General features: G+C 53.0%; 8 protein-coding genes. 3 read left to right on the forward strand and 5 right to left on the reverse strand.

Annotated features, from left to right (window positions below; translation table 11 throughout):
- Positions 1–10: 10 nt before the first annotated feature.
- From Q31a_RS19740 to Q31a_RS19755, 4 genes are all read right to left on the reverse strand, one after another.
- Positions 11–3529, reverse strand: a complete 3519-nt coding sequence (locus Q31a_RS19740) for an efflux RND transporter permease subunit (RefSeq protein ID WP_145081796.1) — start codon at positions 3527–3529, stop codon at positions 11–13.
- A complete protein-coding gene (locus Q31a_RS19745) occupies positions 3522–4079 on the reverse strand; it encodes a four helix bundle protein (protein WP_145081799.1) in 558 nt (185 codons plus the stop codon). The genes Q31a_RS19740 and Q31a_RS19745 overlap by 8 nt, the downstream gene beginning before the upstream one ends.
- Positions 4076–6028, reverse strand: coding sequence for an efflux RND transporter periplasmic adaptor subunit (locus tag Q31a_RS19750; RefSeq protein WP_231691253.1), 1953 nt, complete (start codon positions 6026–6028; stop codon positions 4076–4078). Before Q31a_RS19750 ends, Q31a_RS19745 begins: the two co-directional genes overlap by 4 nt.
- Positions 6029–6616: 588 nt before the next feature.
- Positions 6617–7225 (reverse strand): hypothetical protein, encoded by a 609-nt coding sequence (locus tag Q31a_RS19755; protein ID WP_145081801.1) that lies wholly within the window; start codon positions 7223–7225, stop codon positions 6617–6619.
- Positions 7226–7584: 359 nt separating this feature from the next.
- Here Q31a_RS19755 and Q31a_RS19760 point away from each other — a divergent pair, with 359 nt between their 5' ends.
- Entirely contained in the window at positions 7585–8964 is a 1380-nt protein-coding gene (locus tag Q31a_RS19760) for a TolC family protein (protein WP_315851628.1), read from the forward strand.
- Between the two features lie 68 nt (positions 8965–9032).
- On the opposite strand, the gene Q31a_RS19765 is transcribed toward Q31a_RS19760, so the two are convergent.
- The gene (locus Q31a_RS19765) at positions 9033–9626 is read right to left on the reverse strand and encodes an RNA polymerase sigma factor (RefSeq protein WP_231690843.1); all 594 of its coding nucleotides are present in this window, start codon (positions 9624–9626) and stop codon (positions 9033–9035) included.
- Positions 9627–10766: 1140 nt separating this feature from the next.
- Here Q31a_RS19765 and Q31a_RS30920 point away from each other — a divergent pair.
- The gene (locus Q31a_RS30920; protein ID WP_145081807.1) at positions 10767–11285 is read left to right on the forward strand and encodes a hypothetical protein; all 519 of its coding nucleotides are present in this window, start codon (positions 10767–10769) and stop codon (positions 11283–11285) included.
- Between the two features lie 154 nt (positions 11286–11439).
- Positions 11440–12861 carry an efflux RND transporter periplasmic adaptor subunit gene (locus Q31a_RS19775; protein WP_145081810.1) on the forward strand — a complete coding sequence of 474 codons (1422 nt, stop codon included), beginning with the start codon at positions 11440–11442 and terminating at the stop codon, positions 12859–12861.
- Positions 12862–12906: the final 45 nt, after the last annotated feature.

Here is a 12906-nt window from a genome sequence, read left to right on the forward strand (position 1 = left end):
TCGAAAAACTCTATGCAGCATTCAGATGTTCCTCATTCGGGGCTGAAGGCATCTCTTCTGTCCCTTCCCAAAGTGGATCACTAAAACCGAAGCGCATCTTCAATTCGAGATACGCTGAGTACAGTGTTGGGACGATAAACGATGTAAACGGTTCAGCCAGCATTCCTCCAAATACGGGAATTGCCATCGCACGAGCAACATCGGCTCCACGGCCAGTGGCAATGAGCACTGGAATCAGCGCAGCCAGCGTGGTGACAGTTGTCATCATGCAGGGGCGAATACGTTTTAGTCCGGCTTCATAAACAGTGTTACGAATGTCTTCAACGCTGCGTATTTTGCGTTTTTGTAGCAATTGATGGATGTAGGTGGCCATGACCACTCCGTCATCCACTGCCAAACCGAACAGCGCAATAAATCCAACCCATACCGCAGTATTGAGCTCCACATCCATCCAAGCTACGAGCACCATACCTCCCGCAAAAGCAACGGGAATTCCAGTGAAGACAGCCATCGAAATTGGAAGGTTCCGGAACTCAACGTAGATCAGCAGCAAATTGATCATCAGGACAACGGGGATGATCCACATCAATCGTCGGTTGGCTTCGATCTGATTTCGGAAGCTTCCGACGGCTTCGAGCGAATATCCAGCTGGTAGCGACAGTCGAATGGGGTCCGATTCTGGTAGGAGTTGCGCTTCGCGTAACTGCTGTTCGATTGCGGCAACCGATTCTAAATCGCCCTTGGCTCCGTTAGTCATAAACGCAACGTGGGCAACAAGCCTTCCGTTTTCGCTATTGATGGCACCGGGACCCCAAGTTGTCTCCAGCTTGGCAAGTTCCTCCAGGGGAACAACCGCACCGCTGTGTGTCACAATTGGTAGTCGACTAAGCTGATCAATACGTTCGCGCAAATCCCGGTTATAGCGCAGTCGCACGGGATAGCGTTCACGGCCTTCGACCGTCTTAATTAGGTTCATTCCACCGAGTGCGGTCTCGATGATCTGGTTAACCATCGACGCACTCATGCCATATCGAGAAGCGGCCTCGCGATCGACAGTGAACTCAATGTAGGGCTTGCCAAGGACAATGTCTGGATTGACGGTCCCTGCGTTGATAAGTGGAGATTTCTTGAGCTGTCCTGCCACATCCATAGCCGCATCCGCCAGCGTTGAGAGGTTATCTCCGTAGACGCGAATTGCCATTGGAGCCTTAATGCCGCTTTGCAGCATGACAACTCGTCCTTCAATAGGTTGCAAGGCTGAGGCGGGAGTAACACCAGGCAGGCTGGCCACACGATTGATCTCGTCCCAGATATCACGAGCCTTTACGCCTTCACGCCACTCACTCTCGGGCTTAAGCATGACGTAGGTTTCGATCATCGCCGCCGGAGCGGGGTCAAGCGCTGATTCAACTCGACCAATCTTGCCGAGAACGTCCTTGACTTCCGGGATTTGTCCAATCAATACATCCTGAGTTTGCAGCACCTGCATCGCTTGCGAAAAGCTGGCTGCTGGATAGAGCGTCGGCATATAGAACCAGCTACCCTCGTCCAGTGCGATCCAATCGTCACTTCGCAGTCCAGTGAAAACGTGTTTTGCGTCAATGTAGCCAGGGAACTCGTTGAGGTCGGCTCCAAACACTTTGGCCACACGTTCTACAGGTTGTAGAACGGTCGGCATCCCAACGTAGGCGCCGACACCAATCACCAACAGCATGGCCGGAAAAGACAATGCAATCGCTTTGTGGTTAAGAGCTTGGCGTAATCGAGCAGCGTAAATCCAGCGCACAAAACGGCTCGATGGAATCTCTTCAATGGGTCGAATGCGTTCTCGCATCAATTGCCAGCCAGCAATGAAGCCAATAAGGCCGGCGGTAAGCGTCACGAACCATGCAGATATAGCGAAATGTTCAGCGAGACGCACTGCCCACATGAAGTGAGCAGTCGTTGAAAGTAGGGCAGCCAAGGCAAGCCCTGCCGCCAACGCGGTTCGCTTGCGATAGCCAGCACTCCGAAGCATCAACCGGCTGAGCGCGGGGACGATCGTCACGGCAGTGATCATGGCTGCCGCGATCGCGAAAGTCTTCGTAAAGGCGAGTGGTGAAAACAGTCGGTAGTCGCGTCCAGTAAGAAAGAATACTGGAAGAAAACTAACGATCGTAGTTGCCACGGCAGTCACAACGGCAGGCGCAACTTCGATCGAAGCATCGTAGACGACATCAGCTCTGTCTTTCCGATTGTCGATAGGCTCTTTTTCCCAATCCGCCAAGTGCTGGTAGATGTTCTCGGAGACAATGATGCCCATATCAACCATCGTACCAATTGCAATGGCGATACCCGCTAGCGACATAATGTTGGAGCCAACGCCAACGACATGCATGGCAATAAAGGACATCAGTACGGCGGCGGGCAAGCAGATGGCAACCACAAAACTGCTGCGAATATGTAGCAAGAACAGCAGAATAATGATGGCGGTGATGATAATTTCATCACGCAATGCGTGAGTCAGCGTTGCCATCGTCTCATCGATCAAGCCGCTGCGATCGTAGACTCCATGGATCGTGACGCCCTTCAGAGCTGGTTCAATCTGAGCAATCTTGCTCTTAATGCGATCGATAACGACGCGCGGGTTCTCGCCATACCGCATGACAACTACCCCACCGACGGCTTCCGCTCCGTTGTAATCAAGTGCACCGCGACGAAAGTCAGGACCAAGTTGCACATTAGCTACATCGCTGACACGTACCGGCACCCCGTCGCGCTGCATGATTACGGTTTGCTCGATGTCGGCGATCGCCTTTTCTTTGTCACCATCGGTACCAAGAAATCCCTTGCCACGTACAATGAATTCCATGCCAGTTGACTCAACTGTCTTGGCTCCCACATCCACGTTGGAGCCCTTGATCGCCATTGCCAGCGCATCAAGCGGGATGTTATGAAAACGAAGCTTGTCTGGATCAACTTCGATTTGGTACTGACGCACATAGCCACCGATGGAGGCAACTTCGCTGACCCCTTCCACGGCTTGCAATTCGTATTTGATGACGAAATCTTGCAGGCTTCGCAGATCCGCCAAGTTCATTCCGTCTTTGGGTGGCTGCAAGGTGTAGTAGTAGACTTGGCCAAGTCCCGTCGCGTCTGGACCGAGCTGCGGTACGACTCCATCGGGCAACTGAGAAGCTGCGGTGCCCAGTTGTTCTGAAACTCGACTGCGAGCCCAGTAGAAATCAATCTCATCCTTGAACGTGACCTGTACAAAGCTGTATCCAAACATGCTCTTACCACGCACCGACTCGGCTCCGGGTACTGCCAGCAGCGACACGCTGAGTGGATACGTGACTTGATCTTCGATGTCTTTCGGTGAGCGTCCCGGCCATGGAGTCAATACGATAACTTGGTTTTCACCGACGTTGGGGATCGCATCAATAGGCACGGCTTGGTAGGCAAACCAGCCACCGACGCTGAGTCCGATGGTCACGAGTACGACCAACCAAGGTTCTTTGACGCAAAAGCGAATGAGAAGGTTAAGCATTTGGATCCTCCGGCTCTTCAGACAAGGAGTCTGGGAGACAAGGAGACAGGGAGTCTGGGAGAGGGTGAGAGAGGGAGTGCAGCTCGGATTGGTCGATTTCGGGGGCGTCGTCCGAAATGTATTCAGTTCTACTCTCTTTCACTCCTTGTCTCCCCGTCCCCTTGTCTCTCCACTGGACGCACCACTTCTCTGGCGATGCAATCATCGAAACGATCATCTTTAAAATCTCGTCATAGAACCCGTTTGCGTCTTCGGCCGTTTTCTGATTGAGGTATCCATGGGCAGCGGCATACTCAAGCCAAACCTGCGTCTCAGCCGCTTCGGCCTCAGCGATATTGAGCGTGCTACAAAAGTGTTTCTCGTAACGACGTTTTCGCCACGCCTCCGCAATGTTAGCGCTAACACTCCTAGAAGATCGACGCACCTGATCGGTCAGGGAAAACATTTCCTCACGAGGAAACGATTTCGATAGTTCAAAGATCCGCTTTCCTGCGGCGAACGACTTCTGATAGACGATCAAATCACGATGACTATAGATGCGGTCACTCATTTCATATCACCTCTACTGAACCCAGTCTCAACAACGCCCACTCTCCCACTCTCCATGTCTCCTTGTCTTCCCATCTCCCTCACCAACTCCCCACAGCGAAGCATCTCATCACCCCAGTAAGGGTTCGCAAGCTCGCCGCCCGGTTGCATCCAATCACCGCCACCGCCGGGAACCATCGGACAGTAATAGTGGGTGAGTGCTTGAGCAGACTTGGGTCCCCTAGCCGCTACGGCTGCTCGGAGCAGGGCGTGGCTCACACCTCGGTATGCCTCGCGGGCTGTTTCGAGTGATCCATCCATTCGAACTGCCGACCTTCGGGCATTGGCGATCTGCTTTTGCGCCACATCAGGAACTTCAGCTGACATTTCCAAGTTGGACAAAGAATCCAACATTGTGTTGAGCGCGACTGGCGGAGGAGCTAAATCGGCAGCCAGCGCACATTGAATTTCAAAGTAGGCGTCATAGGCTCGATCAAATTCTTGTCCTGCCGTACCGGCGAGCATCACGGGACTAATTTCTGGCAGTTCCAGCGGTCCTGGCGCGTAGCTCGGTGCTTTGCTTGGGTCCATTAGTGATGGGTTGCCCGCAAGTTGCATTTGCGAGTCAATCAAGAAGTTGCCACCTGTGGCGACTGTCTCACCAGCGGCCAAGCCTTCGATAATGACGGCTTCGAAATCATTCATTGGTCCAACATGCACACGACGAATTTCAAACCGTCCCGGTTCCGTTTCGACGTAGATCACTCCGTTGTCGCCGTTCAACAACACGGAATCACGCGGTACCGTGACAACCTGTTGCTGAGGCTGCGGCTCGAGGGTATATCCGAGTTGCACAGTCGAAACTAGGTCCATGCCGCATAGCGGGCACTTTCCCGGTTCATCCCGAATGACTTGCGGATGCATGGGGCTGATGTATTTGCCGGACAACGCTGGATCGTAAACAAGTGTGCCAGGAATCGCGGGAACAGAGATCCTGGCGGTTGCATAGTCGCCTGGTCGAAGCTTTCCATCGAAATTCATCACTTCGACCCGAACGCGAACTGTTCGAGTTGTTTTATTGACCGTAGGATCAATGAACGCAACACGCCCCGTAAAGACCTCTCCCGGCAACGACTGAATTTCAGCCTCGACTTGCTGGCCGAAACGAACATGGGCTGCGTCATCTGGGAATAGGTCGAGCATCATCCACACCGATGTTAGATCGGCGATTTGAAGGAGCTTCTGCCCGGTCTTAACATAATCACCCTCGACGGCTGACTTCTCAATAACCGTTCCACTCTGAGGTGACTTTATACGGATGCGAGATTCGGGTTTACGGCTCGTGCTTAGCGACTCGAGCTGATCTTTGGTCATGCCCAGCTCACTAAGATTCTCTCGAGCCATCTCGCGCAGATCGCTGTTGCCGACGCTGAAGCGACTCGAGGAATTGCTTTCCAAGCTGGTAACAAATTCAGTTTGAGCAGTGTAGAGCTGCGGGCTGTAAATCAGCGCCAGATCGTCTCCCTCATTAACTTGCACGCCGACATAGTTGGCGTACATCACATCAAGCCTTCCGTCGACGTACGCTGAAATCGTAGACAGACGACTCTCGTCAAAATCAATGGAACCAATCGTGCGGATGGTTCGCGTCATGTCGCCCATTTTGGACAGGGCTGTTTGGATACCGACCAAGCGTCGAGCCGCTGCTTCGATCGTGACTGAGATTCCGTCGCCGCCGCCGCCTCCAGTTGCCTCGACCAGTTCCATCGCACAAACCGGGCAGCGCCCTGGTTCTGTCGACGGTGGTGTACACATCATCGGACAGATGTAGCGTTTGTCTTCGTCACCGGCAGAGTCGCCCTCGTTCTGGGGCGAAACATTGCCACCGGAAAAACCGCCCGCAGTGATCCACGCCGTGCGTTGAGCGACGCCGACCATCGCCAACAGAATTGCTCCAACGCCGACGACCATCGCCGATTTCAGTGCGAAATGGAGCAACCAGGACCAACCGCCAAGTCGTGATTCGGCGACTACCGAAGAGACTGGTACGGGCTGGTTAGTACCTGCATTTTCATTGGTTGAAGTTGCGTCTGCTGCAGGCGAAGAATTCGTTTGCGGCGATGTCTGGGATTCTATTTTTGATTTCTTCACTTGGTCTTCCTCCATGGTCGCGCCAGCTGGCACGGTAGCCTGCTGCTCATCGGCACCGGCTAAATTGCTGCTAGGGTGTTCAATGGGTTTGTCGTCTGGTTTCATTTCCGTATCTCGCATTTGAATTCGTTCGGTCCCTGGGCAATATGCATCGACGCAAACGCACTGTGATGGCGGAACGTCAAGCGACAGTTTCAGGGAGAACCGGAATCTAGCAGGTCGCTGCCTCCACAAATTCTCTCGGTCAACAAACTACGCTGTTGGCGTAGCGTGATGCTGCTTGAGATTGGCGGAGGTTAGTAACTCAGCCCAATTACCAGCGCGCAAGCATCACTGGCTGCGTTGCTGAAAAAAGGCGAAGGAAGATGGGGGCATGCGATAAATGCGCAGCGCTCCCTGGGGAAGGCGCTACAATCGCCAGACGCAGAGTTCGATCTGCGCGAAGTGCAAGATCGCAGATGGAGGACCACTATCAAAGGCAGGGACCCTCGGTAGCTGTTGTTTCGGTTCAGCTATATCGCTGGATGCAAAGCCCAGCGAGACGAGATCACGCACTTCGTTGGCGGGAGAACGCGGAGCAGGAGCGTAGGGAACCTCAGGCGCATGAAGGCAGCGACAGCCGGAAACCATCAGTGGACTATTCGCAGTAGTCGCTAGCTGATCGTCGGAACACCGCAATGGAGAACCGTCAGCCAGTGGCTCATTGGCCATCTCCGTATCCGCAAATGGATCAACCTCGGATGTCGACTCAATGCCCTGCTCAGTAGCGGAGCCATGTCCGCAGCAACTAGCGCTTTCCTCATTGGATTCCTCAACGGAACCGACATCAGAATGCCCACTGCAACAACCGCAGCGTCCAGCGGGAGACTCAACCTCACAGCTGCCGCATCCTTGGCAGGTGAACGGCGAACTGCAATCGCCAGAACATGCCTTTTGAAGCGCACGCACCATCGTCGGCTGAATCGTTATCGAAACGATTAGTAAAAGATTGACGGCAATGCGAATTAAGCGGGCCATGAGAATTGTGTGGAAGTTTCCCTTAAATCGTTCCGATGATATACCCCGAGATGGTATATGGAGTATATCGGAAATTCTGCCAATTGGTACAAGTCCAATTTGCCAAAACGGCGTGATTGCCGTTTCAATTGTAGTTTGCGGAGCGGATTAGTATGAGAACTCAGTCAACGGACGAGCGTGTTTCTAACCGGAAACGGCGATTTTTTCTCGCTCTTCTGGCTGGTTTCTCAACGAGCGGATGTGCGACTTCGCCTGAACCAAGACCGTCGGCATTCTCGCAGACTGCCCCCTTACCCCAGAGCGCAGTCGCCGGTAACGAGACTAAGCCGCCCAATGTAAGCCAAACCCAGCCCCCCCAGTTGTCTTCAACTATTCTGACCATTGCCTACAACGAGGGCTTGGTTTCGGCAGCGCCGCAACCAGTATTCGTTCAGGATGCCGAGGAAGCCGAGGGGGGCAAGCCATCTGATAGCGAGTCGATTGAGGAAACGGCCCAGCCAGAGGTGGTTCGACCACCGAACTCGAACTCCGTCTCTGCAACCGGAACGCAGCAGCCTGCCCAATACTTTGTGTCAGTCGCAATGGCCGGGCATCCGAAGCTTCGAGCCGCGCGACAACGAGTCGCTGCGGCCACGAACGTAGCGCCGCAAGTCAGTGCGTTACCTGATCCAATGTTCAATAACACCTTCTGGCCGATGCAAAATCAAGCGTTGCAAACTGCCGGTGGTCGAGTCGGCCATCAGTTTGGCTTATCGCAAGGCGTTCCATGGCCAGAGAAGCTCAGGACGAAGGCAGCTATTGCGAATCGCGAAGTACAGATGGCACAAGCTGAGGTAGATCGCATCGAGCGCGAGATCACCGAAGCAGTTCGCCTTGCATACTATGAAGTATGGTTCACAACGCGTGCCATTGCCATCATTCAAGAGACTCGTGAATTGGTTGACGATCTAACGCAAGTTGCAGAAGCCCGCTACAAGAGCGGCGGAAGTCAGCAAGATGTTCTGCGAGCACAGTTGGAAGCAGATCGACTCGACGATCAAATTGTGACACTCCGCAAGCAAAAGGAACAGGCGCAAGCCGACCTTGCCGCGCTGGTCCAACAGCCGGTTTCATTGATCCCAGAAGCGAGCGAAGAGCTTGGCCTAACCAATGTTCCCGAGCGGCTCGATGGATTATTGGTCCTTGCCGAGCAATGTAGTCCCGAGCTACGAGCGATTGCGTGGGAAATCCAAAGGGACCGTCAAAAGCAGAAATTGGCCTGCCTCCAGAAATACCCTGACCTTCAAGTCGGCTTGAACTACGCAATCATTAGCGATGACAGCAACGCGATTAGCCCAGTAGCGAATGGTCATGACAACATCAGTTTCACCGTCGGGACAACATTGCCCATTTGGCGCGAAAAAATCAACGCGGGGATCCGTGAGGCGGCACATCGCACCACCAGCTCGACAGAGCGACTGGAAGCTGAGCGAGATGCGATACAAGGCAAGCTACGCCGTTTGATGGCGCAGGCCGACGCGCTCGTCCAGCAGCAAGACATCTACAAGAAGCGCATCATTCCGCGCACAGAAGACACCCTTAAACTGTCTATTGCAGATTACCGAGGCAAACGAACCGATTTTTTCACACTGATCGAAACGTATCGCGATCTACTCATGTTTGAAACTCAAATGGCACGTTTTGAAGCCACACTTGCAGGCACCGTGGCACAGATCGAACGTACTGTTGGTTGCCCCTGAAAAGAGAGAGAGTCTGGGAGCAGGGGAGTCTGGGAGAGAGGGAACTTGCACTCCCAGACTCTCCCCCTCTACTCCCAATAAAGCCTCGTCAACTGCTGGCGAAGTTCTTTTCGAGCACGGTTCAGTCGTGAACCAACTGTGCCCTCGGGAATTCCCATTGATTCGGCAATATCTCTATACGACAAACCTTGTTGTTCTTTGAGCAGAAAGACAACTCGTAATTCGGGTTCGAGACGTTCAAGAGCTGTCTGAACTAGTTGCGATTCCTCGCTCCTGACGAGACGATCGTCATCGACTGTTACTGGATCCAAGACGTACGGTGTAGTGGTCTGCCTCTTTTGCTTTCTCAAGTACTGCAAGGCTTCATTGGTTGCAAGTCGAAACAGCCACGTTTCCAGTCTTGATTGCCCGCTGAATTGGTCAAGTTTGCGAAACATCTGTAGGAAGACTTGTTGCGTCAGGTCGTCGGCATCTTGGCGTCCGACCATCCGAACCATCAATCCATAGACGCGACTTTTGCATTGCTCATAGATCGCTTGCATGGCAGCGTTATCTCCCGCAACGCATGACGCTACCAAGCGATCCGTAGTATGAGCATTTGGTAACTCGCTTGCTGGCTGAACGGACGCACTGTCATGGTCGAAATGATTCAAGGTGTCCATGCTCCTGCTTTATCGAACAGGTCACACCACGCCCTGAATTGAACTCCCCAACGATCATTCATTGAACGAAACGCGGAATTATCTGGGTTTAAAGTGAAGGATGCAGAACTGTGGAGCATCAAAAGCGGAAAACCCGTGCAACTAGGGACGCGGTCGGTATCGGAGGTGTTGCTTCAAATGAAAGTGCATATCCCAGCCAATAAACGGGCGAGTTTGCGAGCGAACAAAAAAGCAAAATGACAATCCGAACGAGCGATTATGTCGTTGGTCTAATGCGACAATCGTACCATACCCGTGTGGGGTACCAAAGGGCGTTCAGGCGGAATGTGCTCTAGTTCGAAAGAGGGGAGGCCAAAATTGAATCATGCCTCGTCAATTGCTGGCTAGCAATGTCTCAATTTCGGTTACGTCGCGCAGACCGATAATGGTTATGCGCCCACTTCCACGCTCCCAAGAAACGGACTGCGTGCAATTGAAGCTCACCTGCTGTAGATGCTGCTTGCTGCGCCTGAGATCACAAATAATAGCCAAAGCCGGTCACCGAATCGTCTGGCGTCGCAGGGGACCTCAAGTGAATGAGTTACGCTGAGGACGACCTGTGTTTTGAGAAAACCGATGGGCCAAAACAGAATCTGTTTTGGCCTTTCGCGTTTCATAACATCACTCAACACCACCTAAAGGACTCGGGGAAATTATATTGAGCATAACCGGTGCCCTGTGACGGGCGAGCCATTGGACTCGATGGGAGGTGCAATCCCAGTGACGGTTCAAGGACAAACTCTTTATGTTTGCTGCTAGGTCTGTGTAAAGAAAGTCAAGGGCGATCCTGATAGGTACCTTGCCATTGCACCCTCGGAGTGATCGTCTGCTCGTTTAGTTGTGCTGTTGGCCATGTGCAAGCGTCAATTGCATTTCGCTTGCTTGGTTGGCCCACTACCATTGTTGGTGGTTGGGATCGCAACTGTTGCTTTTCCCAGCGAGCACCTTCTTTTTGCTAGCAGGAAGCAGCCCTACGATTCTGTTATTCGACCCAAATTTTGGGATATAGGCACAAGAACGAACTAGACTGCGGCCTAGGAGGAGACTGTAGTGATGTGGTATACTTAACTAACCAATCCAAACACTTGGGCTTTTCGGTTAATGCGAAAACTAGTTTCACTTCTACTAATTCCTCTGGCCGTGCTGGGGCAATGCTTGCCTCATTCGCATGCGGGAGTCGGTGCGCATGCACCGGACGACCATTCATCACGTCCTCATATTCACTTGTCCGGTGGACATCAGCATGATTCGCTTGATGATGATCATCACCAGACGGAGCATCACCATGATGGTCGAAGCGATGAGGAGCAGGGACATCACCGCACCGATTTTGGTGATGCTAACCTTGAGGTCCCACAGTGGGTACAGCCGAGCGTTGCGCCGTGTTCAGATTTTGCGGTTCCAACTGATCATGATTCCGATGCGATCTACTTTGCGGATCCATCGTGTGCGGTCAAGCTAGCTGATTCTATTCCGTACAATGATTTAATGGATTTCGGCTGGGGCAGGAGCACCCCGTTTGTATTGGGCAATGCTGGTATTCGTAATAGGATCAGCCATCCGCCTGATCGGTATGCTTCGCTTCCGATCTTTCTAACTGTCAGCTCGCTGCTGCTTTGAGCAGTAGCCTTCTCACCTTTCGTTCGGGCTAGTCCGTTCGACTTCTTTGGTGACATTTTCGCTTTCGAGCTAAATTCCAATCCATTATTCGGACCTACGCGCACGCGCTGAAGGCCGTTCTTGTCGTAGCAACTCATTAATAAATGACCCTGATATGAAACGCATTGTAGCGCTAATGAAATCACTTGTTGGCCCGGCCATCGTGGTCGGTGTGGTGGTCGCGATTTGGTTTTTTCGCGACCGCTTGTTCCAAACGGATGATCCGTCCACCAAGGCCACAGCCGACGCCCAGACTCCGCCGGAGAAGCAGACCGTTCTGGAGATCAGTCCCCAGGCGAGGAAAAACTTAAGCCTCGCCTCCAAGCCAGCGAAACCTCAGGAATACTGGCGAACCGTGTTAATTCCGGGTGAAATCGCCGATCGGCCGGGTCTGTCTGATCGGGGAGTCACGTCACCAGCGGTTGGCATAGTGACTGCGATACATGCATTTCCTGGAGACACGATTCGGCCGGGTGAAGCCGTATTCTCACTACGACTTTTCAGTGAATATCTCCAGAGCACGCAGACCCAGCTGTTCAAAGCGACGCAAGAAACAGCAATCGTCAATGCCGAGATTGGACGGTTGTCGGGACTCACGCAGAGTGGGGCGGTCTCACGAAGCCGGATCATCGATTTGGAGAGTGAACTGAAGCGGCAGAACGCACTTATTCAATCATCTCGGCAAGATCTGCTGACCAGAGGATTGATGCCACAACAAGTAGAAGAAGTCGCACAGGGCAACTTTGTGACCACGGTCGAAGTCACGGCCCCGCCACTAAAATCGCCGCCGTTGGATGTGACTCGCGATGGGTTTACACCGGCACAAACAGTCAGTCTCATTTCAGGTGACGAAGCCTCAAGTGGATTCGCCTACGAGGTGCAGGATTTGTCCGTCGAACTAGGGCAGCAGGTGCAAGCGGGGCAACTGCTCGCGCAACTTTCCAATCATCAGTCGCTGTATGTCGTTGGCCATGCCTTTAAACGTGAAGCTCCGTTTCTTGAGCAAGCAGCTCAGGCGCAGTGGCCCATCAGCATCGAGTTTGCTGAGGATGCCGAGGTGAATTGGCCCCAGCTTGAGCAGACTTTTATGATTCGTCATCTGTCGAACGCTATCGACGTCGAAAGCCGGACATTTGACTTTTTCATACCACTTACAAATCAATCTCGAACCTATGAGCAGCTCGACCAGACTTTCCTCGTCTGGCGTTTCCGGCCTGGGCAACGAACGCGGCTCCATGTACCGGTTGAGAGGTATGACAACGTATTTGTCCTGCCAGCCGCGGCCGTAGTCCGCGAGGGACCCGAAGCCTACGTATTCCGACAAAACGGTGACCTGTTCAAACAATTGCCCGTGCACGTTCTACACGAAGACCGGCTGTCCGTTGTGATTGCCAACGACGGCAGCATAGCTGCTGGATCGTATTTGGCGCAAAACGCGGCCGCTTCGCTCAATCGTGTTCTGAAGGCACAAACAGCCAGCGGTGAGCAGCCCGGTTTACATGTCCACCCCGATGGTACCACCCACGCCGCTCATTGATTGAAGATTGCAGATTGAAGACTGAAGATTAGGAGAGGAGTCACG

This window comes from Aureliella helgolandensis, from assembly GCF_007752135.1.
Lineage (GTDB): Bacteria > Planctomycetota > Planctomycetia > Pirellulales > Pirellulaceae > Aureliella > Aureliella helgolandensis.

Excerpts from the sequence above, each read along its gene's own strand:
- Q31a_RS19740 (WP_145081796.1), bottom strand. The coding sequence starts at position 3,529 with ATGCTTAACCTTCTCATTCGCTTTTGCGTCAAAGAACCTTGGTTGGTC.
- Q31a_RS19745 (WP_145081799.1), bottom strand. The coding sequence starts at position 4,079 with ATGAGTGACCGCATCTATAGTCATCGTGATTTGATCGTCTATCAGAAG.
- Q31a_RS19750 (WP_231691253.1), bottom strand. The coding sequence starts at position 6,028 with ATGGTCGTCGGCGTTGGAGCAATTCTGTTGGCGATGGTCGGCGTCGCT.
- Q31a_RS19755 (WP_145081801.1), bottom strand. The coding sequence starts at position 7,225 with ATGGCCCGCTTAATTCGCATTGCCGTCAATCTTTTACTAATCGTTTCG.
- Q31a_RS19765 (WP_231690843.1), bottom strand. The coding sequence starts at position 9,626 with ATGGACACCTTGAATCATTTCGACCATGACAGTGCGTCCGTTCAGCCA.
- Q31a_RS30920 (WP_145081807.1), top strand. The coding sequence starts at position 10,767 with ATGCGAAAACTAGTTTCACTTCTACTAATTCCTCTGGCCGTGCTGGGG.
- Q31a_RS19775 (WP_145081810.1), top strand. The coding sequence starts at position 11,440 with ATGAAACGCATTGTAGCGCTAATGAAATCACTTGTTGGCCCGGCCATC.